General features: G+C 64.7%; 20 protein-coding genes. 8 read left to right on the top strand and 12 right to left on the bottom strand.

Annotation, left to right across the window (positions count from 1 at the left end; all coding sequences use genetic code 11):
* Positions 1-29: 29 nt before the first annotated feature.
* Together FJ426_RS02080 and FJ426_RS02075 are read left to right on the top strand one after the other, a co-directional pair.
* Positions 30-926 carry a UTP--glucose-1-phosphate uridylyltransferase gene (locus FJ426_RS02080; RefSeq protein WP_140512943.1) on the top strand — a complete coding sequence of 299 codons (897 nt, stop codon included), beginning with the start codon at positions 30-32 and terminating at the stop codon, positions 924-926.
* A 237-nt stretch (positions 927-1,163) separates the two neighbouring features.
* Positions 1,164-3,545, top strand: a complete 2,382-nt coding sequence (locus FJ426_RS02075) for a polysaccharide biosynthesis tyrosine autokinase (protein WP_140497157.1) — start codon at positions 1,164-1,166, stop codon at positions 3,543-3,545.
* A gap of 92 nt (positions 3,546-3,637) precedes the next feature.
* Here the strand turns inward: FJ426_RS02075 and FJ426_RS31215 are convergent, their stop codons facing one another.
* The 5 genes from FJ426_RS31215 to FJ426_RS02050 form a co-directional block, all read right to left on the bottom strand.
* Positions 3,638-4,120: a hypothetical protein gene (locus tag FJ426_RS31215; RefSeq protein WP_181176915.1), complete on the bottom strand. Its 483-nt coding sequence runs from the start codon at positions 4,118-4,120 to the stop codon at positions 3,638-3,640.
* A gap of 229 nt (positions 4,121-4,349) precedes the next feature.
* Positions 4,350-4,670, bottom strand: a complete 321-nt coding sequence (locus tag FJ426_RS02065; RefSeq protein ID WP_140556862.1) for a putative quinol monooxygenase — start codon at positions 4,668-4,670, stop codon at positions 4,350-4,352.
* Positions 4,671-4,805: 135 nt separating this feature from the next.
* The gene (locus FJ426_RS02060; RefSeq protein WP_140559747.1) at positions 4,806-5,885 is read right to left on the bottom strand and encodes an acyltransferase; all 1,080 of its coding nucleotides are present in this window, start codon (positions 5,883-5,885) and stop codon (positions 4,806-4,808) included.
* Positions 5,886-6,129: 244 nt separating this feature from the next.
* The gene (locus FJ426_RS02055; protein ID WP_140824718.1) at positions 6,130-8,037 is read right to left on the bottom strand and encodes a propionyl-CoA synthetase; all 1,908 of its coding nucleotides are present in this window, start codon (positions 8,035-8,037) and stop codon (positions 6,130-6,132) included.
* Positions 8,038-8,279: 242 nt separating this feature from the next.
* Positions 8,280-8,969, bottom strand: a complete 690-nt coding sequence (locus FJ426_RS02050; protein ID WP_140523588.1) for a PIG-L deacetylase family protein — start codon at positions 8,967-8,969, stop codon at positions 8,280-8,282.
* Positions 8,970-8,996: 27 nt separating this feature from the next.
* Between FJ426_RS02050 and FJ426_RS02045 the strand changes: the two genes are divergently transcribed.
* From FJ426_RS02045 to nhaA, 5 genes are all read left to right on the top strand, one after another.
* The gene (locus FJ426_RS02045) at positions 8,997-9,887 is read left to right on the top strand and encodes a DMT family transporter (protein WP_140497147.1); all 891 of its coding nucleotides are present in this window, start codon (positions 8,997-8,999) and stop codon (positions 9,885-9,887) included.
* A gap of 47 nt (positions 9,888-9,934) precedes the next feature.
* Positions 9,935-12,526: an ATP-dependent helicase HrpB gene (gene hrpB, locus FJ426_RS02040; protein WP_140559745.1), complete on the top strand. Its 2,592-nt coding sequence runs from the start codon at positions 9,935-9,937 to the stop codon at positions 12,524-12,526.
* A gap of 72 nt (positions 12,527-12,598) precedes the next feature.
* Complete coding sequence (locus tag FJ426_RS02035) at positions 12,599-13,930, top strand: ActS/PrrB/RegB family redox-sensitive histidine kinase (protein ID WP_140559744.1); 1,332 nt, start codon at positions 12,599-12,601, stop codon at positions 13,928-13,930.
* 63 nt (positions 13,931-13,993) lie between these two features.
* Entirely contained in the window at positions 13,994-14,557 is a 564-nt protein-coding gene (locus tag FJ426_RS02030) for an ActR/PrrA/RegA family redox response regulator transcription factor (protein ID WP_140497143.1), read from the top strand.
* A 298-nt stretch (positions 14,558-14,855) separates the two neighbouring features.
* A complete protein-coding gene (gene nhaA / locus FJ426_RS02020) occupies positions 14,856-16,052 on the top strand; it encodes a Na+/H+ antiporter NhaA (RefSeq protein ID WP_140559743.1) in 1,197 nt (398 codons plus the stop codon).
* Positions 16,053-16,294: 242 nt separating this feature from the next.
* On the opposite strand, the gene FJ426_RS02010 is transcribed toward nhaA, so the two are convergent.
* The 3 genes from FJ426_RS02010 to cueR all read right to left on the bottom strand — a co-directional run bounded on the left by FJ426_RS02010 (position 16,295) and on the right by cueR (position 17,862).
* Positions 16,295-16,795: an MmcB family DNA repair protein gene (locus FJ426_RS02010; RefSeq protein WP_140559812.1), complete on the bottom strand. Its 501-nt coding sequence runs from the start codon at positions 16,793-16,795 to the stop codon at positions 16,295-16,297.
* Between the two features lie 177 nt (positions 16,796-16,972).
* The gene (locus FJ426_RS02005; RefSeq protein ID WP_140497139.1) at positions 16,973-17,392 is read right to left on the bottom strand and encodes an OsmC family protein; all 420 of its coding nucleotides are present in this window, start codon (positions 17,390-17,392) and stop codon (positions 16,973-16,975) included.
* A gap of 50 nt (positions 17,393-17,442) precedes the next feature.
* Positions 17,443-17,862 (bottom strand): Cu(I)-responsive transcriptional regulator, encoded by a 420-nt coding sequence (cueR, locus tag FJ426_RS02000; protein WP_140559742.1) that lies wholly within the window; start codon positions 17,860-17,862, stop codon positions 17,443-17,445.
* Positions 17,863-18,085: 223 nt separating this feature from the next.
* On the opposite strand from cueR, the gene FJ426_RS01995 reads away from it, so the two are divergent.
* Entirely contained in the window at positions 18,086-18,703 is a 618-nt protein-coding gene (locus FJ426_RS01995; RefSeq protein ID WP_140497135.1) for a L,D-transpeptidase, read from the top strand.
* 146 nt (positions 18,704-18,849) lie between these two features.
* On the opposite strand, the gene FJ426_RS01990 is transcribed toward FJ426_RS01995, so the two are convergent.
* The 4 genes from FJ426_RS01990 to murJ all read right to left on the bottom strand — a co-directional run bounded on the left by FJ426_RS01990 (position 18,850) and on the right by murJ (position 23,008).
* The gene (locus FJ426_RS01990; protein WP_140497133.1) at positions 18,850-19,419 is read right to left on the bottom strand and encodes a NifU family protein; all 570 of its coding nucleotides are present in this window, start codon (positions 19,417-19,419) and stop codon (positions 18,850-18,852) included.
* Positions 19,420-19,565: 146 nt separating this feature from the next.
* The gene (locus tag FJ426_RS01985) at positions 19,566-20,057 is read right to left on the bottom strand and encodes a universal stress protein (protein WP_140497131.1); all 492 of its coding nucleotides are present in this window, start codon (positions 20,055-20,057) and stop codon (positions 19,566-19,568) included.
* Positions 20,058-20,160: 103 nt separating this feature from the next.
* Positions 20,161-21,228: a tryptophan--tRNA ligase gene (gene trpS / locus FJ426_RS01980; protein WP_140497129.1), complete on the bottom strand. Its 1,068-nt coding sequence runs from the start codon at positions 21,226-21,228 to the stop codon at positions 20,161-20,163.
* 172 nt (positions 21,229-21,400) lie between these two features.
* Positions 21,401-23,008: a murein biosynthesis integral membrane protein MurJ gene (gene murJ / locus FJ426_RS01975; RefSeq protein WP_140559741.1), complete on the bottom strand. Its 1,608-nt coding sequence runs from the start codon at positions 23,006-23,008 to the stop codon at positions 21,401-21,403.
* Positions 23,009-23,012 lie beyond the last annotated feature (4 nt).

Raw genomic sequence — 23,012 nt, 5'->3', positions numbered from 1 at the left:
GAAGTCGATCTCCTCAGAAGGAATTTGCGATGAAGAAAATCAGGAAGGCCGTGATACCGGTGGCGGGGCTTGGAACGCGGTTCCTGCCGGCGACCAAGTCGATGCCGAAGGAAATGCTTCCCGTCGTCGACCGGCCCGTCGTGCAATACGCCGTCGATGAGGCCTTCGAGGCCGGCATCGAGCACATCGTGTTCGTGACCGGCCGCAACAAGGCGGTTATCGAGGATTATTTCGACCTGCATCCGGAATTGATCGGAACACTGGAGCAGAGCGGCAAGAAGGCGCAATTGCAGTCGCTGGAAAGCCTGCTGCCGGTGGCCGGCGCCACCAGCTTCATCCGCCAGCAATCCCCGCAAGGCCTTGGCCACGCCGTCTGGTGCGCGCGCGAGGTCATCGGCAACGAGCCCTTCGCCCTGCTTTTGCCTGACATGGTCTCGTTCGGCGGCCGCGGCTGCCTGGCCGAGGTCGCCGACCTCTATGCCGAGACCGGCGGCAACGTCATTGCGGTCGAGCGCTGTGACCCGACCGAGACCAACAAATACGGCATTGTCGGCCGCGGCGCCGACATTGGCGGCGGTTTCGAGGTGACGGCGATGGTCGAAAAGCCGGCGCCGGCCAATGCGCCGTCGAACTTCTACATCAACGGCCGCTATATCCTGCAGCCCGAGATCTTCGCCCTGCTCGGCAACCAGCAGCGCGGCGCGGGCAATGAGATCCAGTTGACCGACGCCATGGTCCGCCTGGCGCAGGAGCAGTCCTTCTTTGCCCAGCCTTTCAAGGGCCGCATGTTCGACTGCGGCTCGAAGGAGGGCTTTATCCAGGCCAACATCGCCTTCGCCTTGGCGCGCGACGACATGAAGGGTCCGGTTTTCGAGATGCTCCAGGAGTTCGTCCGGTCGCATGAACGACAGGAAGAAGCCGCATAATGCCCATGTTTCGGGAGCATTGTCGGACGGCTGACGGTGCGATGCGCGCAACGCCCTGTGGCGTCCGGCATGGAACTTGCGTTGCTTTTTGGCAATGCTCCCGATCTTCGAAGTGCCTGGGAGCCAAGGCATGATCCCGGAAAGCGCAAGGCGGTTTTCGGAAAAGATCATGTTCAAACAGTGAGATAGAGCCCATCCCGATGATTGGGATGGACGGGCTCTGGAATTGGACCGAAGATGAACTATGCCAACTTTCCTCTCGACAAGAGGATGCCATTGCCGAATTCGGAAGCAGGAGACGGCGAAGACTTCATCGATGTCGAGCGGCTGCTTGGCATGGCAGCGCGGCAGGCCAAGGTGGTTGTCCTGGGCGCGGTCATTGGTCTTGTCCTGGGCCTGCTCTATCTGCAGACCACGCCGCCCAAATACCAATCGGTCTCGAGCGTGCTGATCGATGAGGGGCTGAACAAGATCGTCGACGACATTTCGGCGGCGTCGACGACCATGCAGACCGATTCGGCCATCCTGAGCCAGATCGAAATCCTGACCTCGACGAGGCTTGCCGCCGTGGTCGTCGACAAGCTGAAGCTCGACCGCAACGACGCATTCATGAACCCGCCCCAGTCGGCGCTCGCCCAGGGCATTGGCCTGATCCGCGGCCTGATCCAGTATGTTCGCCCTAGTCCTCCCATGCCGGGCGTCGGCGACGTCACCAAGCTCGACCCCGCCACCCGCGATGCGCTGATCGCGACCTCACGTCGCGACTACGCGATCCTCAAATTGCAGAACGAGGTGCAGGCGGAGCGCGTCGGGCGAAGCTATGTCATCGCGCTCGGCTACCAGGCGACGGACCCGGCACTGGCGACCGCGATCACCAAGGCCTATGCCGATGCCTATCTCGCCGACCAGCTCGACGCCTCCTTCGATGCCACCGAGCGCGCCGCGGTCTGGCTGCAGGGCCGGCTGACGGAACTGCGCGAAAGCTCGCAGGCGGCATCGCTCGCGGTCGAGAAATTCAGGGCCGAGCACGGCCTGTCCGCCAACAGCGACGGCCAGCTGATGAGCGCCAAGCAGCTTGCCGACCTCAACGCCCAGCTTATCGTGGCGCAGGCCGATACGGCCCGGGCCAGCGCCCGCTACCAGCAGTACAAGTCAATCGTCGAAAGCGGTTCGGAGAACGCCTTCAAGGATGCCGCCATATCGAGCGACCAGCCGAGCAGCTCGGTCATCGCGGCGCTCAAGACGCGCTATCTCGCCGTCGCCAAGCGGCAGCAGGATGTCGAGGCCAATTTTGGGCCGCAGCATCCGCAGGCGGTGGCGCTCGCCAAGGAGAAGGCCGACATATCGGCGCAGATATTCGGCGAGCTGAAGCAGCTGACCGAAAGCTATCGCAACGAATATGAAGTGGCGCTGGCGCGCGAGACCGCGCTCAGGGCCAATGTCGCCGCGGCGCAAGGCAAGAGCGCCATCGACAACCAGTCGCAGGTCAAGCTGCGTGAACTCGACCAGAAGGCGACGGCGCTCTCCACGCTCTACCAGACATTCCTCGGCCGCTACGAGGAAGCCGCCCAGCAGCAATCCTTCCCGGTCGGCAAGATCCGCATCATCTCGGATGCATCGACGCCGCTCAGCGCCTCCAGCCCGCGCACGGTGGTTGTGCTGGCGCTCTCGCTTGTGCTGGGCACGTTGATGGGTGCCGGGCTCGGCGGCCTGAACGAATTCAACGAGCGTTTCTTCAGGACCGGCGAGGATGTCCGCGACCGCGTCGGCCTCAAATTCCTCGGTTATCTGCCTGTCATCGGCGGCAAGACCGCCAGGGAGGAAAAGCCGGCCGACCCGGATCTCAAAACCGCCAAATCGCCGGCCGCGGCCGAAAAGCGCGCGCGCATGCGCGTCAGCGTCGATGCTCCGGCGTCGATGTTCTCCGAGACGCTGCGCAGCGCAAAGATCGCCTTCGACGTCGTCATGGAAGGGCAGGGCAGCCGCGTCATCGGCGTCATCTCGGTCCTTCCCGGCGAAGGCAAGTCGACGGTCGCGGCCAATCTGGCCGGACTGCTCGCCGCCAACGGCGCCAGGACGCTGCTGATCGACGGCGACCTGCGCAATCCGGGCTTGAGCCGCAGCCTCGGCATGGAGGCCGAGCAGGGACTGATGGAAGCGGTGGTGAGCGGCCAGACCTGGCAGTCGGTCGGCAAGATCGACCGGCAGACGAAGCTGGCGATCATTCCGGCCGTGCTGCGCGGCAATTTCTCGCATACCAGCGAGCTTCTCTCCTCGGCCGGCATGCGGCGCTTCATCGACAACGCCAAGGAGACCTTCGAATACATCGTCGTCGATCTGCCGCCGCTGGGGCCGGTGGTCGACGCCAAGGCCTTCGCGCCGCTTGTCGACGGCTTCGTGCTGGTCACCGAATGGGGCCGCACGCCGCGCGCGATGGTGAGGTCGATGCTCGAATCCGAACCCTATGTCGCCAACAAGATCGTCGGCGCGGTGCTGAACAAGGTCGATCTCAAGAAGCTCGCCAAATACGGCTCGTTCGGAGCGTCCGAAAAATTCTTCGGCCAGTACTCGAGCTATTATCTCGACAAGACCGAAGTGCGCAGCAAGACAACGGTCTGAGTTCAACCGTGGCGATTTCCGTGCCTGAGTGACGAGGCAGGTCATCGCCTATGTGGCTGCGGCGGGCTACAGTGGGAGTCTAAACCCGGGCATCATTCGGCAGGCAATGTCAGCTTACGCGGCCAATAGCGGCTCGCCACCAAAAGACTGAGATGGACGACAACTATTCCGAGGATGCCTGCCAAAGCCTTCAGTGAGCCGTCCGAAAGGCGCGCATGCCGACCGGGTTCGAGGAGCTGCATCAGCTCCAGCACAGTGGCTACGACGACAACTATAGTGACAGTTCCAGCCAAGCGGTTTGGAAAGCCGAGCCCCATTGCCACGCCGAACAGAACGTAGGCGAGGGCGCGTTCGAAATCTGGGTCACCCAGGTGGGGCCGCATCTGGATTGGCGACAGCGTCGCGAACACAATGATGGCGAGCAAAGCAAGGGCGGCAATGCGAGAGATGAGGGTCATTGCCGTTCGTAAAGCGAACAAGCCGGCGAAACAAGTACGGGCATCTTCAAGGGTCGAATTTATAACGAGGTAGCTTCCGTACTGCTTGGCGGATTCAAGCAGCCGCGCCCGATCCAAAGACCCATGCTAGCCCGTGACGCCCGGTTTCTTTGGCTGATTGACGATGTCTATGAAATGACATCCGGAGCAATATTATATTGCGCAGAATCGACGCGCTTTGAGGTTGGCGACATGGATTGGAAGCAGGTCGGCCCCAGAGCAGATCAGTCTATTTCGCTTGCCAGCGATTTCGACGGCAGGTCGATCGTCCGCTCTGGATGGACGGCGGTGTCGGTCCAAGCCCTGGTCAGTTTGAGTTCTGACCGGGTTTCGCAGACAGCGCGATCGGGTCGGTTTCGATAAGCCGAAGCGACCGCACCATGTTCGCCGTTTGCGTCTTGTACTTGAGAAAATGCGGTGTGGTCAGATGGGCGTCGTACGCCGTCTGATCGGCGTAGCATTCGATCACGCGCACCTTTTCAGGCGCACCTTTTTCCGACACGGCATGAAGGAAAAGCACGCCCGGCTCGATTCGCACGGAGGCCTCGATCTCTTCGGCAATCAGGGCCTTGTAGCTGTCGATCTGGTCAGGATCGATTTCCAGTTCGGCTATCCTGACGATCCGCATCGATTGGTCCCTAGCTTTGTACAGGGCCGCGACTCCCTATCCAGGCCTCGGAACCCTGCGGCTGGACAGTGCGCTCCTGCGAGGAAGGCACCGAGGTGCCTGTTGGTCAATCCTCATTGGTCAACAAGATCGCGACTACGCGGCCCTGAGCCGGTAGCGGAACACCGTGTGGTCGAGCAGCAGCCGGATGCGCGGTTCGGCTTCGGTCGCCACCAGCCAGCTTGCCGCGATCATGGTCGCTCCGACCGTTGCCATGGACAACAGATAAGGCAGCCCGGCGCGGACCATCGCGCCGAGCACCGCCGCGCCGATGACGTCGTGGATCAGATAGAGCGGGTAGGTCATCAGGCCGATCCGGCGCCAGCCGCTCCAGCTGAGGTCGAGCCGCAGCGACCACGCCATCAGGGCGATGGCGACCAGGAAGACAAGGATCGGCGGCGCATAGGGCATCGCGGCACCGACCTTAATGCTGTGGACGTCGACCGAGCTGGCGATTTGCAGCACGCCCCCGCCCAGGAACAGCAGGCAGAAGGCTAGGCGCGAGGCCGTCACCGCCTTGAACCGCATCAGCCAGATGAGCACGCCGACGGCGAAAAAAGAGCCATGGTGCACCAGGACGAGCTGCAGCCAGCGTGTCTCGGCGAGGTCGGACCAGCCGAGCGGATAATAGAGGCACCAGAACAGCGTGCTGACGAGGCCGATCACGACTGCCACCGTCTCCATCAGGTGGAAGCGGCCAAGCCGCAACAGGATCCAGACGACAGCGTAGAAGGCGATCTCGATGCCGAGCGTCCAGTAGACGCTGTCCACCCAAGGGCCGTAGGGCGCGAAAAGGCCGGTGCGAACGAGCCTGATCACGGCATCGGTTGGCCAGCTCAGACCGGTGAGCAGCAGCACCGCCGCGGTCACCGGCGCGCAGATCCAGACCGCCGGCGCCAGCCTTTTCACCCTTGCCTCGAAAAACCGCAGCGGCGTCGAATTCTCGGCGCTGAAGGCGATGACGAAACCGCTGATGACGAAGAATATCTGCACGCCGACCCAGCCGGAGCCGACCAAGGCCATTTCGGGATGGGGCGGGATGCCGCCGGTCGCGCGCGCCGAAACCCCGTCAGGGAATGCCCATACCCAGAAGCCATAGTGATAGAACATCACCATGACGGCGGCCAGGAAACGCAATATGTCGACGCCGCCGAATGTCGCCTTGTGCTGAGCCATGCCGTGCCTTTGGAATGGCCCCCCAAGCCAAACCCTAGAGTCTGTTGTTGCATTGCACAACAAAAGATTGGCCGGATGTGACAGTTGGCGCCGACCTTCACCCGCGAACGACGGGGAGTGGGGGAAGTCGGCACTGGAGTACGTCGCTACCGTCCTTCATGGGGAGAAGGTGCGGGCAGGCGGATGGGGGGGCGGCGCCGACCGCTCAATAAACGGAAGGATCGTGTCTGCTGCGCCCGATCATCTAGACCCCGATGCCGCGCTCCTTCAGCACGGCCGTGATCTCGTCGAGGATGACCGGGTCGTCGATCGTCGCCGGCATGGTCCAGTCTTCCTTGTCGGCGATCTTCTGCATGGTCCCGCGCAGGATCTTTCCCGACCGCGTTTTCGGCAGCCGCTTGATCGTCACCACCGTCCTGAAGGCGGCGACCGGGCCGATGCGCTCGCGCACCAGCCCCACCACTTCGCTCTCGATGAGGCCGATCTCGCGCGAGACACCAGCGTTGAGCACGACGAAGCCGAGCGGAACCTGGCCCTTCATCGAATCGGCGATGCCGACGACGGCGCATTCCGCGACATCGGGATGCGTTGCCAGCACCTCTTCCATGGCGCCGGTCGACAGCCGGTGGCCGGCGACATTGATGATGTCGTCGGTGCGGGCCATCACGTAGAGGTAGCCGTCCTCGTCGATCATGCCGGCATCGGCCGTCTTGTAGAAGCCGGGGAACTCGTCGAGATAGGCCTGGCGGAAACGGGCGTCGGCGTTCCACAGCGTCGGCAGGCAGCCCGCCGGCAGCGGCAGCTTGACCACGACATTGCCGAGCGTGCCGCGCGGCACCTCGTGGCCGGCATCGTCGAGCACGCGGATGTCGTAGCCGGGCATCGGCACGCCGGGTGAGCCGTATTTTACCGGCAGCAGGCCAAGGCCTGCGGGGTTGATGGTCATTGGCGAGCCGGTCTCGGTCTGCCACCAATGGTCGATGACCGGCACGTTCAGTTTTTGCTCCGCCCATTTGATGGTTTCGGGATCGGCGCGCTCGCCGGCGAGGAACAGCGTTCGGAATTTCGACAGGTCGTATCTGGCGACGAATTCGCCCCTGGGATCCTGCCCCTTGATGGCGCGGAACGCCGTCGGCGCGGTGAACAGGGCGACCACGCCATGCTGCGCGATCACCCGCCAGTAGGTGCCGGCATCGGGCGTGCCGACCGGCTTGCCTTCGAACAGGATGCTGGTGCAGCCATGCAGCAGCGGCCCGTAGACGATGTAGGAATGGCCGACCACCCAGCCGACGTCGGACGCCGCCCAGAACACTTCGCCGGGCTTGACGCCGAACTCGTTTTCCATCGTCCATTCGAGCGCCACCATGTGGCCGCCATTGTCGCGAACGATGCCCTTGGGCTGGCCGGTCGTGCCTGACGTATAGATGATATAGAGCGGGTCGGTGGCAAGCACTGGAACGCAGTCGACATTGGCGCCGGCCGCCTGCTCGCGCGCGACCGCGTCCGCATAGTCGATGTCGTAATTGTCCCTGAGCTCGCAGCGCAATTGGTCGCGCTGCAGGATCAGGCAGGCGTCCGGCTTGTGGCGGGATATCTCGATCGCCTTGTCGAGCAGCGGCTTGTAGGCGACGACGCGGCCGGGCTCCAGGCCGCAGGAGGCCGAAATGATCACCTTCGGCCTGGCGTCGTCGATGCGGGTGGCGAGCTCATGCGAGGCAAAACCGCCGAAGACGACCGAATGCACGGCGCCGACGCGGGCGCAGGCAAGCATGGCGATGGCCGCTTCCGCCACCATCGGCATGTAGATGATGACGCGATCACCCTTGCCGACGCCGCGGTTCTTCAGCACCGAGGTCAGCGCCACCACTTCGCGTTTGAGCTCGGCATAGGTGAATGTCTTCACGGTGCCGGTGATGGCGCTGTCATGGATCAGCGCGATCTGGTCGGCACGCCCGCCGGCGACATGCCGGTCGAGGGCATTGTAGCAGGTGTTGCAGGTGGCGCCGGTAAACCAGCGGCCATAAACGCCGGCTTCCGCATCGAACACCTTGTCGTAAGGCGTGTACCAATCGATGGCGTTCGCCGCATCCGCCCAGAACTTTTCCGGGTCGCGTTTCCAGCCGTCATAGACCTCGTGATAGCGTGAAGCCATCCGTTTCCTCCCCGGGAAGATTTGCCGTCCTGGCAATAGCCTATGCTGTTTTTTCCGGCGATGTCTTCCCTCAATTCGTCTGATCCGGCCCGGTCCTGGCCGCAAAGGTGCGACATCGTGGCCCTCCGGGAAGAAAAGCACGGTCCGGCCCGGGCGTGCCCATGTGGCCGTGTGCACCGGTGCGTCAGCCGGTGGTCTCGTCGTCGGGCACGGTCACCGCGATGGAGCAGCCGTCTCCCGGCTCAGTCGACCCTTTTGGTGCTCACGATGACCGGTCGGATCGGCGGCGCCGGCGGCAGCAGGTCGCGAATGTCTGCAAAGGGAAACATCGGCTCGAAGCGGAAGGCTTCGGCCTGTGATCCCGGCGCGCCGTTGCACTGGCCGGCGCGAAAAAAATTCTGCGTGCGGGCGATGTCGACGAAGCGCTCCGGATCCTGCGACTGGTGCAGGCGGATCGCCTTGGCCTTGATCTCGGCCTGGGCTGATATCTCGACATAATGGGTCGGGGAGAATCCGGTGCCGCCCATCGTGTCGGCATGCAGCACCGGTACGGCGAACGACGCCGCGATGCGCACGGCGTCCGACAGCGCGCGGTGGTCGGCGTGATAGTCGTTGGACGCATGGGTAATCACCAGATCCGGTCCGGTTTCGCCAATCAGCGTCTTCAGCGCGCCGATCAGCGCGTTATCCGCCACCAGCCTGCCGTCGGGAAAGTCGAGGAAGCGCGGCGCCGCCCCGAGCAGCGCGGCCGCGGCCGTTGCCTCCTCGCGACGGACACGGGCGAGAACCGTGGGATCGCTCTTGCCGCCCCTGGCACCATCCGTGGCTATGGCAAAAGTCAGTTCTGCGCCTTGCGCCGCATAGGCCGCCATCGTACCGAACATGAATATCTCGATGTCGTCAGGATGCGCGCCGAGCGCCAGTATTTTCAACGCTTCTCTCCCCGGAAATGGAAAAACGTGACGAACGGAATCCTGCTCGCCCTGATCGCCTATGCAAGCTATTCGGGCAGCGATGCCGTTGTCAAAAGCCTGGGTGGGCAGTTCACGGTGTTCGAGATCGGTTTCTTCTCGATATTGTTTGCCGGCTGCTTTCTCTTCTTCACCCGGCCGGCGGACGAGCGTTGGCGTGATTTCTGGCGCACCAAACGGCCTTGGGCGGTGCAGGCGCGCGCCTGGGCCGGCATCGCCTCGGGCGTGCTTAGCGTCTATGCCTTCACCACCATTCCGCTGGCCGAAGTCTACGCGCTCGTCTTCCTGGCGCCGCTCTGCGTCACCATCCTCTCCACGGTCGTCCTCAAGGAAAAGGTCGGGCCCTGGCGCTGGCTGGCGGTGGTCGCCGGTTTTGCTGGCGTCATGCTGGTGGTGAGACCGGGTTTTCGCGAACTCAATCTTGGACACCTCGCCGCCTTTGGCGTGGCCTTTCTGGCAGCCGCCAGCGTCATCCTGATGCGCTCGCTGGCAAAGCAGGAAAAGCGCACGACCATGCTCGGCGTGCTGATCGGCTACGGCCTGTTGTTCAACGGCATCGGCATCGCCGCTACCTCGTTCACGCTTCCCGACGCAAGGCAGCTTGCATGGCTGATAATGGCCGGCGCCTTCACCGCATGCGGACAATTGCTGCAGCTGCTGGCCGTCAAATACGCGCCCGCCAACCGGATCGCGCCGACGCATTACTCGCAGATGGTCTGGGCGGTCATCCTCGGTGCGCTGTTCTTCCGGGAATATCCCGACTGGCTGTCGCTGGTCGGCCTCGCGGTCGTCGGTGGGTCCGGCCTGCTCACCATGGTGCGCGAGGAAGTACGGTTGGGCACGGTGCGCTGGAACCCGTTTTCGCGCACCCGGCTTTGATCTGGCGCCGGTTGCATGGCGACCACGAGCGCTGATATGCGGGCGCGATGACGACAAAAGTCTTGCCGGAGCTTCCGGTATCCGCCGTGCTGCCGGCGCTGGGCCATGCACTCGGCTCCGGCAACGGCGCCGTGCTTGTGGCGCCGCCCGGCGCCGGCAAGACGACGCTGGTGCCGCTGGCGCTGCTCGATGCGCCATGGCTGGGCACGGGCAAGATCGTGCTGCTGGAGCCGCGCCGGCTCGCCGCCCGCGCCGCCGCCCGCCGCATGGCCGAATTGCTTGATGAGGAGCCCGGCGCCACCGTCGGCTATGCCATGCGCATGGAGAACCGCACTTCGGCCCGGACAAAAATACTGGTCGTCACAGAAGGTGTGCTGGCGCGGATGATCCTTGACGATCCCGAACTGCCCGGAATCTCGGCCGTGATCTTCGACGAATTCCACGAGCGCTCGCTCGACGGCGATTTCGGCCTCGCTTTGGCGCTCGACGTGCAAGGCGCGCTGCGGCCGGACCTGCGCGTCTTGGTGATGTCGGCGACGCTGGACGGCGCCCGTGTCGCGAAGCTGTTGTCGGGCGCGCCGGTGATCGAAAGCGAAGGCCGTGCCTTTCCCGTCGACATCCGCTACGACGAACGGCCGGCCGGCATCGCAATCGAAGATGCCATGGCCAAGGCGATCCGCTCCGCTCTTGCCGACGAGAGCGGCAGCGTGCTTGCCTTCCTGCCCGGCCAGCGCGAGATCGAGCGCACCGCCGAGCGGCTTGCCGGCAAGGTGGGCGCCGACACCGATATCGTGCCGCTCTACGGCATGCTCGATGGCAAGGCGCAGGACGCGGCGATCAGGCCGGCGCCGGCGGGCCGCCGCAAGGTGGTGCTGGCTACGTCGATCGCCGAGACCTCCATCACCATCGACGGCGTGCGGGTCGTCATCGATTCCGGCCTGTCGCGGCTGCCGCGCTACGAGCCGGCCAGCGGCCTGACGCGGCTGGAGACGGTGCGCGCCAGCAAGGCCTCCGCCGACCAGCGCGCCGGCCGTGCCGGACGCACGCAGGCCGGCGTCGCCATCCGACTGTGGCGCGCCGAACAGACGGCGTCGCTTCCAGCCTTCACCCCGCCGGAAATCCTCGAGGCCGACCTTTCCGGCCTGCTGCTTGACTGCGCCGCCTTCGGCGTCGCCGATCCGACGAGCCTCGCCTTCCTCGATCCGCCGCCGGCCCCGGCGCTCAACGAGGCAAGGGCGCTGCTGCGCGCGCTTGATGCCATCGACGAGGCGGGGCGGCTGACGGAAGCGGGCGCCGCGATGCGCAAGCTCGCTCTGCCGGTGCGGCTGGCGCATATGGTCGCCGAGGCGGCCCGCGGCGGCCATGCCGGCGAGGCGGCCATGCTCGCGGTGCTGCTGACCGAGCGCGGGTTGGGCGGTGACGGCGCCGATCTCGAACGCCGGCTGATGCGCTTTCGCCAGGAAAGATCGCCGCGCGCCACCGCCGCGCGGCAACTCGCCGAACGCCTGGCGAGGCAGGCCTCTTCACCCTCCCCCTTATGGGGGTCCGAAGGACGGGCGAGACCCGTGGCTCGCCCCGGAACGTCGATCCGCGAAGCGGAGCGGGGCGGGGGGCTTTGGCGCCGCACCCCCACCCCGGCGCTACGCGCCGACCCTCCCCACAAGGGGGAGGGTGGCAGCGCTGGTCCTCTCCTCATCCATGCCTGGCCCGACCGCGTCGCCAAGGCGCGCGGCGAGCGCGGGCGTTTCGTGCTGGCCAACGGCTCCGGTGCCATGCTCGATGCTGCCGATCCGCTTGCCGGCGAGGCGTTTCTGGTTGTCGCCGACCTGCAGGGCAAGGCGCAGAATGCGCGCATCACGGCGGCGGCGGCGATCAGCGAGGACGATATTCGTTCAGCACTGGCGGAAAGGATCGAAACCCGCAGGCAAACGAGCTTCGATCGCGAGCGCCGCGCCGTGCGCGTGCGCGAAACCGTACGCCTCGGCGCTATCACGCTGGCCGAGCGCATGCTGCCTCCGCCAACCGGCAATGAGGCCGACCGCGCCATGCTTGACGCCTTGCGCGAACATGGACTTTCGCTGCTGAGCTGGAGCAAGGAGGCCGAGACGCTGCGCCAGCGCCTGTCCTGGCTGCATCGCGGCCTTGGGGCGCCGTGGCCCGATATGTCCGACACGGCACTTATCGATCGCCTCGACGACTGGCTGCTGCCGTTCCTGTCGGGTGCCGCATCCTTCTCGGCCATCGATCCGGGTGTCGTCCCGGCCGGGCTGACGGCGCTTGTGCCGCACGATTTGCAGCGCCGGATCGACGCGCTTGCGCCGACCCATTTCGACGTGCCGTCCGGCAGTCGCGTGCCGATCCGCTATGACGGCGAATGGCCCGTTTTGGCGGTTCGTGTCCAGGAACTGTTCGGCCTCGACCGGCACCCTGCAATCGCAGGCGGCACCGTGCCGCTGACGCTCGAACTGCTGTCGCCCGCGCACCGGCCGATCCAGACGACGCGCGACCTGCCCGGTTTCTGGCGCGGCTCCTGGGCCGATGTGCGCGCCGACATGCGCGGCCGCTACCCCAAACACGTATGGCCGGAAAATCCGCTGCTCGCCGCCGCCACCAGCCGCGCCAAGCCGCGCGGGACGTAGTTGCTTGGCGATTGGCGCAAACGCCATCGCTTCGTCATCCACCTAGCGCTGGCCGCTTCGCGGCTGTATTTCATGGCCATGATCAACGTATTGCGTTCTCCCGACTTCCAGCAGAGCCAGCGACTGCGCCTCAACACGCTGATCCGGCTGCGCTGGCTTGCCATTGTCGGCCAGAGCGTGACGGTGCTTTTCGTCGCCTACGGCCTGAAATTCCCACTGCCGGTCAGCCTGTGCTTTGCCCTGATCGCCTGTTCGGCCTGGATGAACCTGCTCCTTGCCTTTCGGTTCCCGGCCGCGCACCGGCTCACGCCGTTCGCCGCCTTCGGCATCCTGATCTTTGATAGCCTCCAGCTTGCCGGCCTGCTCTACATGACCGGCGGCCTTACCAATCCGTTCTCGCTGCTGATGACGGTGCCCGTGGTCATTTCGGCGACGTCGCTGCCCTTGCGCCTGACCGCGGTGCTTGGGGGGCTGGTGATGACGACGGCGACCTTGCTGGTCTTTTTCCACTTGCCATTGCCCTGGCATGAAGGCGCGCCGCTGGCGATGCCCTTCATCTATGTTGCCGGCATGTGGATGGCGGTGCTGTCTTCGATCGCCTTCACCGCCATTTACGCCTTCCGCGTGGCCGCGGAAGCCCGCCTCCTGGCCAATGCGCTCGCCGCCACCGAACTGGTGCTCCAGCGCGAGCAGCATCTGTCGGCACTCGACGGGCTGGCCGCCGCCGCCGCGCATGAGCTGGGCACACCGCTCGCCACCATCACGCTTGTCGCCAAGGAGATGGAAAAGGCGCTCGGCAAGGACGCGAAATACGGGGAGGATGTGACGCTGCTGCGCTCCCAGAGCGAGCGGTGCCGCGAGATCCTCAAGCGCCTGACCAGCCTGTCGTCCGAGGGAGAGGCGCATTTGTCCCGCCTGCCGCTGACCTCGCTGGTCGAGGAGGTCACCGCGCCGCACCGCGACTTCGGCATTTCGATCAAGCTCAGGCCCGGCGAGCGCAGCGGCCCCGAGCCGGTCGGGCGCCGCAATCCCGGCGTCATCTACGGCCTTGGCAATTTGGTGGAGAACGCCGTCGATTTCGCCCGCGAGAGCGTCACCGTGCGCTGGAGCTGGGACGAGGCCACCGTCTCCTTCTCGATCATCGATGACGGTCCCGGCTTTCCGCCCGAGATCATCGACCGCATCGGCGAGCCCTATATGTCGACACGCCAGGGCACGGAGGCCGGCGGCGGGCTGGGGCTGGGCCTGTTCATCGCCAAGACATTGCTCGAGCGATCGGGCGCCACGCTCGACTTTCGCAATTCGAGCGGACTGGGCGAGGGCGCCATGGTGCGGATTTCATGGCCTAGAAATGTTTTCCTGAACCCGGAATCGGCGCCCGCGACGATGTTTGACACCGCGTAAATTGGACAATCGCGACGCAAAACTATATCTGCGTAAAATTAAGGCAGCAGGAATTTCAAGACGATGACAGGCGATGAAAACAGTGGCGCAATGGTTGAGGGCGAGGACACCTCGCTTCTGATCGTCGACGACGACAAACCCTTCCTGACCCGTCTGGCCCGCGCCATGGAAACCAGGGGGTTCGTGGTCGAAACGGCCGAGAGCGTCGAGGAGGCGGTCGGCAAGGCACGCGCCAATCCGCCCGCCTACGCGGTGGTCGATATGCGGCTTGGCGACGGCAACGGCCTCGACGTCGTGGCCGCCATCCGTGAGAAGCGCGAGGATTCCCGCGCGATCATCCTGACCGGCTATGGCAACATCGCCACCGCGGTGACGGCGGTGAAGCTCGGCGCCGTCGACTATCTGTCGAAGCCGGCCGACGCTGACGACGTCTTTGCCGCGCTCACCCGCACGGCCGGCGAGCGTGCCGCACCCCCGGAAAATCCGATGTCGGCCGACCGCGTGCGCTGGGAGCACATCCAGCGTGTCTACGAAATGTGCGAGCGCAACGTCTCCGAGACCGCGCGCCGCCTCAACATGCATCGCCGCACCCTGCAGCGCATCCTGGCCAAGCGCGCGCCGCGCTAGGAGTGTGCGCGCTGAGCAATTCCTTCGGACCGGTTTCTGCTTACGGGGAAGCATCTAATTGTCGAACTCGGCGCCGCCCCTCACCTGCCTGCCGGTATCCTCTCCCCGTATAGTGACGGGGAGAGGGGCGCTGTCATCGCCGATTTCGCTAACCACCAGCGTTGCAAAAAGGCGCCGACGCTGCGGCCAGCCTCTTTCTCCCCGTCACTATACGGCGAGAAATGCCCGGCAGGGCAATGAGGGGCGCCGCCGGCCTCGACAATAAGCCTGCCGAACAGGCGGCATAACGGAGGGTGACATGCGGGACTTGAAAGAGCGGCCGGTTTCCGTCTTGCGCGAATTTCTCGACAGCGAGGCGGCCGGCGGCATCATGCTGATGGTGGCGGCGGCATTGGCCTTGATCGTCGCCAACTCACCGCTCTCCGGAACCTATTTTGCCGTCCTCCACGCCTATCTCGGCCCGCTCAGCGTGTCGCATTGGGTCAATGATGGACTGATGGCGGTGTTCTTCCTGCTCGTCGGCCTGGAGATCAAGCGCGAGATGCTGGACGGCCAGCTCTCGACTTGGCCGCGCAGGGTGCTGCCCGGCATCGCGGCGGCCGGCGGCATGGTGGTGCCGGCGCTGGCCTACGTCGCCATCAACCGTGACAATGCGGGCGCGCTGTCCGGCTGGGCGATCCCGACCGCCACCGACATCGCCTTCGCGCTCGGCGTGCTGTCGCTGCTCGGCAGCCGCGTACCGGCCTCGCTCAAGATCTTCCTCACCGCCCTTGCCATCATCGACGATCTCGGCGCGGTCATCATCATCGCGATCTTCTACACCAGCGGTCTGTCGCTTGCCTATTTGGGCGCCGCCTTCGCGGTGATCGCCGCGCTTGTCGTGCTCAACCGCATGCGGGTGATGAGCCTCGTGCCTTACCTCGTGCTCGGTGCGATCCTGTGGGTGCTGGTGCTGAAGTCGGGCGTGCATGCCACGCTTGCCGGCGTGGCGCTGGCCCTGACCATTCCGCTCGAACGCACCGCCGGCATCGAACGCGATCTCGATCATTCGCCGCTGCACCGGCTCGAGCACGGCCTGCACGCAATAGTGCCCTTCGTCGTCATCCCCATCTTCGGCTTCGCCAATGCCGGCGTTTCGCTGGCGGGCCTCAGCGTCGGCGCGCTGTTCGAGCCGCTGACGCTCGGCGTCGCCGCCGGCCTCGTCGTCGGCAAGCTGGTCGGCGTGTTCGGTTCCTCCGCGCTCGCCATCCGCTTCGGTCTCGCCGACCTGCCGGCCCATGCAGGCTGGCTGCACATGATCGGCATCTCGCTGCTGTGCGGCATCGGCTTCACCATGAGCCTGTTCATCGGCCTGCTCGCCTTTGCCAGCGACGTCGCGCTGCAGGACGCGGTCAAGGTCGGCATTCTCTCCGGCTCCCTGGTCGCAGCGCTGCTCGGCGCGGCCGTCCTGCTGATGGCGCCGGCGGCGACTGAGGTGGATGAGGGCGAGAAGTAGGGGCCTATCAGCGACTTCAATGCACTCTTTTCGAGGTCGCGCTGCCCCTCATCTGCCTGCCGGCATCTTCTCCCCGTATAGAGACGGGGAGAAGGGGTGACGCGACCCCTTGGCGCTTTCTTCCATAAGTTGGCGAATCGCCGACGACAGCACCTTTCTCCCCGTCTCTATACGGGGAGAAATGTCCGGCAGGACAATGAGGGGCGGCGCCGTCGGTTGCGTTCTATCTCCTGCCTGTCAGCCTATTCGCTCTCCCCCTCCAGCGCCGGCACGGCCACCCCGGCGAGCTCCGCCGCCAGCAGCCGCGCGGCACCGGCCCGCGCGATCCGCAGCATCAGCGCCTTGCGCGTCGCCGCCGCCATGCGGTGCTCGGGCGCCTCGCGCAAAATCTCCGCGCCATAGCCGTCGGAGAGGATGAAGCCGCATTCTTCGGGAAAAATCTCCGCCGGCACGCCGGGATGGGTGGCGAAGAAGAAGCGGTCCGAGTGCAGCCGGTAGTCGGGCCATTTGCGGTCGACACGAAAATCCTCGACCGAGGATTTGATCTCGATGATCCATATGTCGCCGTGGCGGGTCAGCGCGACGAGGTCGGCGCGGCGGCCGGTCGCCAGCGACAGTTCAGGCAGCACATGCGCGCCCATTTCGCGGAGCAGGCGCTGCACCCCGCGCCGCACCAGCATGGCGCGTTCGGACTGGCGACCATCGATGAGCGGGTTCAGGGGAATCGGTGAGATGATTGGCATGACGGGACCATGCCAGATTTTGTTCACGATTTGAACCCGTACCGCTCATTTGGTGGCCACCCAAATCAATGGGTGCTCGATAGCATGAGCAGGCACGGAGAACCGTATGGCCACCTTCACTTTCCGTGATGGGTGAACGTGGCGGGACGACCTACGGCGCGGGAGAAGTCCTGGCGTTTATGAGCGACCAGGCCCCGTCGTTTCGATCGTAACCGGCACGCCCTGGCGCAACGAGTTGCTGACCGTGGAAACCACGCTTGCACGGTCAATGATCCTTTGGGGATCGGACCCGTCCAAGGTCTCGCAGGAAACCGTCATCCTTGCCGCGGTCGCCAGCAGGGGCTTGCCGTCGAGGTCAAGCCTCACCGAGACGGCGATCCTGCCGAGTTTCACGCCGATCTCGTCGGCGACATAGCGAAGGTCGTTGCAGAAGCAGCCGCCAATCGCCAGCGCCAGCAGCTGGCCGCCATTGAAGCCCAGGCCCATGCCGCCGGCCTTGCCCTCGGGCCGGTCGACGACGATCGTGTGGCCGCCGGCCCAGCCCATGGCGGCTTCGGTGCCTTCGACATTGTGCAGTTCGACAGTCATCGAGGCCATCGGCATCCTCCCTCCGTAGCCGAGAGGCGTCGGGCCTGGCCGGCACGGATCTATGCGACCGTGACGGCTTTATCGCCGAGCGGCGCGGTTCCCGCAATGTCATCGATGATCGGGCAGTCCGGCCGGTCGTCGCCATGGCAGGCCTGGACGAGCTTCTGCAGGGTCGATCGCATCGCCTGCAGCTCGCGCACCTTCTCCTCGATCGCCCTGACATGGGCGGTGGCGATCTCGCGCACGTCGTGGCTGGCGCGGCTGCGGTCCTGGTAAAGCGCCATCAACTGGCGGCAATCGTCGATGGAAAAGCCCAGGTTGCGGGCACGGCGCAGGAAGGTCAGCCGATGGATGTCGTCGCCCGAATAGTCGCGATAGCCGTTGCCGGCACGCGCAGGCGCGATCAGGCCGATTTCCTCATAGTAGCGGATGGTCTTGGCTGGCAGACCGGAACGCTGGGCGGCGTCGCCGACATTCATGGTTGTTCCTCGATTCCTGCTGGCCCGAGAGTCATGGCCATTGAATTTCCTTCACAATCCGGTGAAGGCTGTTGCCGAAATGCCGCAGTTGCTGGCTTACCGGCAGGTGAGGTCTTGCATATAGGCATCGCGTACTTGGCAAGCAAAGCAAATGCCAGCATGAATGATGGCAAGAAAGCGGCCGACTCGTGCCGCGGATGTTTGGCGGGGCACGGATCACCTCATGCGCATGAAGTCGCTTGCAGTAATTGCCGCACTGGCGCTGTCCACCGCACTCGCCGGTTGCAGCACCATTGGCGGGCAGATATTCTCCAACGACTATGGCGCGGTGACCGACGCCGGCTACCAGCTGCCGCGCATCCCGATCGAAAAGGTGCCCGCGAAGTATCACCGGCAGGAGGTGAACTACGACACCAAGGAAAAGCCGGGCACCATCATCGTCGATACGCAGAACAAGTTCCTCTACTTCGTCGAGGGTGACGGCCGGGCAATTCGCTACGGCATCGGCGTCGGCCGCGAGGGCTTCGAGTGGCATGGCACCGCCCATGTCGCCATCAAGCGCGAATGGCCGACCTGGACGCCGCCATCGCAGATGATCAAGCGCCAGCCGGAACTCGCCAAGTTCGCCGGCGGCATGGAGCCGGGCCTGAAGAACCCGCTCGGCGCGCGCGCTCTGTACCTGTTCAACAAGGGCGGTGACATGGGCTATCGCCTGCATGGCAGCCCGGAATGGAACTCGATCGGCAAGGCTATGTCGTCGGGCTGCATCCGGCTGATGAACCAGGACATCATCGACCTTTACGATCGCGCCGAGGTCGGCGCCAAGGTCATCGTTCTCTGACGTGACCGCGAGGTTCATGGTCAAAACCGTTCGTACGCGGACCGTCTAGGCAACAACGGACGTCCCCAACAAAAAACCGGGCAATTCGGCCCGGTTTTTTGTTGCTTGCATTTGAGAATCGTCGCCCCTTCGGCGAAGGCGAACGGTCAGGCGACCTGTTCGACCTGCTGGACCTCGGGAACGAAGTGGCGGAGCAGGTTCTGGATGCCGTGCTTCAGCGTTGCCGTCGATGACGGGCAGCCGGCGCAGGCGCCCTTCATGTGCAGGAACACGGTGCCGTTCTCGAAGCCGCGGAAGGTGATGTCGCCGCCATCCTGGGCCACTGCCGGGCGCACCCGCGTGTCGAGCAACTCCTTGATGGTGATGACGAGTTCCTCGTCGGCCTTGTCATAGAACTCGCCGGTCTGGCTGGTCTCCGCGGCCGGGCCGGCGTTGGCCATGACAGGCGCGCCGGACATGAAATGCTCCATGATGGCGCCCAGGATCGCCGGCTTCAGATGCTGCCAGTCGGGCCCGTCCTTGGTCACGGTGATGAAGTCGTAGCCGAAGAAGACGCCGGTGACGCCCGGTATTTCGAACAGCCGGCCGGCCAGCGGCGAGGCCGTCGCCGCACTATCGGCATCACGGAAATCGGCGGTGCCTTCCAAAAGCACTTCCTTGCCGGGCAGGAATTTCAGCGTCGCCGGGTTTGGCGTCGATTCGGTCTGGATGAACATGGCCGTCTCCGTGCCCGTCTCGGGCAGATAGTTTGGAATAATTCTAAATAAGCTCTATCGGCTGGACATTCAAGCGAAACGCGTCGCCCGAACGGCTGGCTGGCGGAATGTTTTTGCTGGCTGGGGATCGAAATCCCTGGCGGGCTTCAGGCGAGGCTGTCGATTTCCTCGTCCGAAAGGTTTTGCGGCACCACGGTCACCGGGATAGGGAAGGCGGCGCCCTTGCCGGCCACCGCGCCGACCAGCGGCCCGGGCCCTTCCTTGCCGGCGCCGGCCGCCAGCACCAGGATGGCAATATCCTGATCTTCCTCGATCAGCTTGTGGATCTCTTCGGTGGGCTTGCCCTCGCGCACCACCATCTCGGGTTCGATGCCGAGCTTCTGGCGCACCTTGTTGGCATAGCTGTCGAGCGCGGTGCGTGCGGTGGCGGTCGCCTCCTCGCGCATGATCTTCTCGACGCCCAGCCAGTGCTGGAAATCGTCCGGTTCGATGACATAGAGCAGCACCAGCACGCCGCTGGTGCTCAGCGCCCGCTTCGAGGCGTAGGCGACGGCGCGCTCGCATTCGGGCGTATCGTCGATGATCGCCAGGAACTTCCGGCGATGTCCGGCTTCGCGGCTGAGGCGTTTGGAGACCATGTCTATTTACTCGATGTCATTTCGGCCGCAATCTGCCACTGCGGCTGACCGGCGGCAAGCCGCCGGTCTTTGGCCGGTATGGTGCGGGGCATAAGGATGCGGATCAGTCCTGCAGCAGCCCGATGATGTCGCGCACCGTCTTCATCGTCGCTTCGGCCAGCACGCCGGCGCGCTCGCCGCCGTCCCGCAGTACCGCGTCGACATAGGCGCGGTCATCGGAAATGCGGCGCATTTCGGCGGCGACGGGAGCCAGTTTTTCGACTGCCAGGTCGGCCAGTGCCGGCTTGAACACCGAAAACTGCTGGCCGCCGAACTCCTTCAGCACCGCCTCTTTCGATATGTCCGCAAGGCCGGCATAAATGCCGACCAGGTTTTCCGCTTCCGGCCGGGTGGCGAGGCCGTCCACTTCGCTCGGCAAGGCTTCCGGATCGGTCTTGGCCTTGCGGATCTTCTTGGAGATGGCGTCGGCATCGTCGGTCAGATTGATGCGCGACAGATCCGACGGGTCCGACTTCGACATCTTCTTGGAGCCGTCGCGCAACGACATGATGCGCGCCGCCGGCCCGCCGATGACCGGCTCGGTGATCGGAAAGTAGCCGTTCACAATTTCCTCTCCGACCTGCATCTCGACGCCGACGCCAAGACCGGCGATGCGGTCCGAAAAGTCGTTGTTGAATTTCTGGGCGATGTCGCGCGTCAGTTCCAGATGCTGCTTCTGGTCCTCGCCGACCGGCACATGGGTGGCGCGGTAGAGCAGGATGTCGGCTGCCATCAGCGAGGGATAGGCAAGCAGGCCGAGCGAGGCGTTCTCGCGGTCCTTGCCGGCCTTGTCCTTGAACTGCGTCATCTTGTTCATCCAGCCGATGCGCGCCACGCAGTTGAAAATCCAGGCGAGCTCGGCGTGCTGCATCACCCGCGACTGGTTGAACACGATGTGCTTCTTCGGATCGATGCCGGAGGCCAGGAATGCCGCGGTGATGGAGCGCGTCTGGTCCTTGAGGTCGTCATAAACCAGCTGGGCCGTCAGCGAATGCAGGTCGACGACGCAGTAGATGCAGTCGGACGTCTCCTGCAGGGCGACGAATTTCTTGATGGCGCCGAGATAGTTGCCAAGATGCAGATTGCCGGTTGGCTGGACGCCGGAGAAGACGAGTGGCTTGAAGGCGGACATGGTTTCCTCGTGGCTTGTGGAGGGCCGTATAAGCGTGATTCCGAAAAGTTGCAGACTTTTCGGAGCCAATCACGCGGCTGGAAACCGCGTGCGGCGAAAGTCTTGCGACGGCGCGCTTATGGACGAACATGACGCTGCGATCAAGACTGCTATTGCAGTCGGGCTGCCCGGCCTACTCGTCCAGCTCGGCGTTTACGGCTGGTGGTGTCGCCTTGCCTGAGCCGCGCTTCACATTGCGGCGGATCATGCCGAAATCGGCGCCGCCGCTGGCAAAGGCCGTGACGAAGTAGAGCAGCGCCCCGCCGGCCACCAGCCCCAGCAGCGTCGTCGCCTTGACGACCAGCGGCGAGCCGGAGCCGAGCCTGGCGCTCAGCCAGTGTTCGGCGAAATAGAGGGCGACGCCCATCACCGCCGCCGAGAGCACCAGACGCGGAATGCGCTTCAAAAGAGGCACGTCGCGGCCCCAATGGCCGCGCCGGATCAGCACCCCGAGCAGCATCAGCGCGTTGACCCAGCCGGCCACCGCCGAGGCCACGGCGATGCCGGGCGCGCCCATCCTCGGAAACAGCGTCAGCGCGGTGGCGACGTTCACCGCCACCGAGATGGCGGCGAAGATCATCGGCGTGCGTGTGTCCTCGCGGGCGAAATAGCCCGGGGTGAACGCCTTGATCAGCACGAAGGCCGGCAGGCCGAGCCCGAAGATCGCCAGGATCGCCGCCACGACAGGCGTCGAATGGTTGGTGGCGAACGCGCCGCGCTCATAGACCAGCCGCACGATCGGCTCAGACATGACCCAGAGCGCCACCGCAGCCGGCAAGGTCATGAACAAGGTGAATTCGACCGAGCGGTTTTGCAGATTGGCCGCCTCGATCAGATTGCCCGACTTCAGCGCCCGCGACAGTTCCGGCAACAGCACGATCGCAACGGCGACGCCGACCACGCCAAGTGGCAGCTGGTAGACGCGGTCGGCATAGGCGAGCGAGGAGACGGCGCTGTCCTGCGTCGAGGCGATGGCGGTGCCTATCAGCTGGTTGATCTGGGTGATGCCGCCGGTGATCGCCGCCGGCAGCGCCAGGATCAGGAGCCGCTTCACGTTCGGCGTCATCTTCGGCCGGCGGAAACCGATCGAGATGCCGGCGTTGCGAACCGCCACCCAGACGATGGCGAGCTGCACGAGGCCCGCCGCCAGAACGCCCCAGGACAGGCTGAAGCCGACGGCATGCGCATCCAGCCCATGATACCAGGCATAGCCAAGCACGCTGATCAGGATGATGTTGAGAAAGGCAGGCGCGATCGCCGCGGCGAAATAGCGGCGTAGCGAATTCAGCATGCCCGCCATCATGGCGGCCAGCGACATGCAGATGAGATAGGGGAACATGATCGTCGCCAGAGTGACGGTCGTCTCGAACTTGCCCGGCGTGTCGGCGAAACCCGGCGCCACCAGGTAGCGCACGATCAGCGGCATCGCCAGTTCCATGGCGATGGTCAGCGCCAGCAGCGCCGTGAACAGCACCCCGAACACTTCCTCTGAAAAGCGCTTGGCGCCGTCGGTGCCGTGCGTCTCGATCTCCTTGGCGAACAGCGGCACGAAGGCGGCGTTGAAGGCGCCTTCGGCGAACAGCCGGCGAAAGGTGTTGGGAAACTGGAAGGCGGCGTTGAAGGCGTCGGCCACCGGCCCGGTGCCCAGTGCTGCCGCCATCAGCATCTCGCGGCCGAAACCGAGCGCGCGGCTCATCAGCGTGCCGGAAGCGACCGTAGCGAATTTCTTGACGAGGCTCATGCGT

Source organism: Mesorhizobium sp. B2-6-4 (assembly GCF_006441495.1).
Lineage (GTDB): Bacteria > Pseudomonadota > Alphaproteobacteria > Rhizobiales > Rhizobiaceae > Mesorhizobium.
Note: the sequence above shows the minus strand (reverse complement) of the source record. Positions and strands in the feature narration are given on the sequence as shown.

What these genes read in the sequence shown, in the direction of transcription:
- hrpB (WP_140559745.1), top strand. Translation starts at nt 9,935, where the DNA reads ATGACGACAAAAGTCTTGCCGGAGCTTCCGGTATCCGCCGTGCTGCCG.
- FJ426_RS02030 (WP_140497143.1), top strand. Translation starts at nt 13,994, where the DNA reads ATGACAGGCGATGAAAACAGTGGCGCAATGGTTGAGGGCGAGGACACC.
- FJ426_RS02080 (WP_140512943.1), top strand. Translation starts at nt 30, where the DNA reads ATGAAGAAAATCAGGAAGGCCGTGATACCGGTGGCGGGGCTTGGAACG.
- trpS (WP_140497129.1), bottom strand. Translation starts at nt 21,228, where the DNA reads ATGTCCGCCTTCAAGCCACTCGTCTTCTCCGGCGTCCAGCCAACCGGC.
- murJ (WP_140559741.1), bottom strand. Translation starts at nt 23,008, where the DNA reads ATGAGCCTCGTCAAGAAATTCGCTACGGTCGCTTCCGGCACGCTGATG.
- FJ426_RS01985 (WP_140497131.1), bottom strand. Translation starts at nt 20,057, where the DNA reads ATGGTCTCCAAACGCCTCAGCCGCGAAGCCGGACATCGCCGGAAGTTC.
- FJ426_RS02065 (WP_140556862.1), bottom strand. Translation starts at nt 4,670, where the DNA reads ATGCGGATCGTCAGGATAGCCGAACTGGAAATCGATCCTGACCAGATC.
- FJ426_RS01995 (WP_140497135.1), top strand. Translation starts at nt 18,086, where the DNA reads ATGCGCATGAAGTCGCTTGCAGTAATTGCCGCACTGGCGCTGTCCACC.
- nhaA (WP_140559743.1), top strand. Translation starts at nt 14,856, where the DNA reads ATGCGGGACTTGAAAGAGCGGCCGGTTTCCGTCTTGCGCGAATTTCTC.
- FJ426_RS01990 (WP_140497133.1), bottom strand. Translation starts at nt 19,419, where the DNA reads ATGTTCATCCAGACCGAATCGACGCCAAACCCGGCGACGCTGAAATTC.
- cueR (WP_140559742.1), bottom strand. Translation starts at nt 17,862, where the DNA reads ATGAATGTCGGCGACGCCGCCCAGCGTTCCGGTCTGCCAGCCAAGACC.
- FJ426_RS02010 (WP_140559812.1), bottom strand. Translation starts at nt 16,795, where the DNA reads ATGCCAATCATCTCACCGATTCCCCTGAACCCGCTCATCGATGGTCGC.
- FJ426_RS02075 (WP_140497157.1), top strand. Translation starts at nt 1,164, where the DNA reads ATGAACTATGCCAACTTTCCTCTCGACAAGAGGATGCCATTGCCGAAT.
- FJ426_RS02005 (WP_140497139.1), bottom strand. Translation starts at nt 17,392, where the DNA reads ATGGCCTCGATGACTGTCGAACTGCACAATGTCGAAGGCACCGAAGCC.
- FJ426_RS02060 (WP_140559747.1), bottom strand. Translation starts at nt 5,885, where the DNA reads ATGGCTCAGCACAAGGCGACATTCGGCGGCGTCGACATATTGCGTTTC.
- FJ426_RS02035 (WP_140559744.1), top strand. Translation starts at nt 12,599, where the DNA reads ATGGCCATGATCAACGTATTGCGTTCTCCCGACTTCCAGCAGAGCCAG.
- FJ426_RS02055 (WP_140824718.1), bottom strand. Translation starts at nt 8,037, where the DNA reads ATGGCTTCACGCTATCACGAGGTCTATGACGGCTGGAAACGCGACCCG.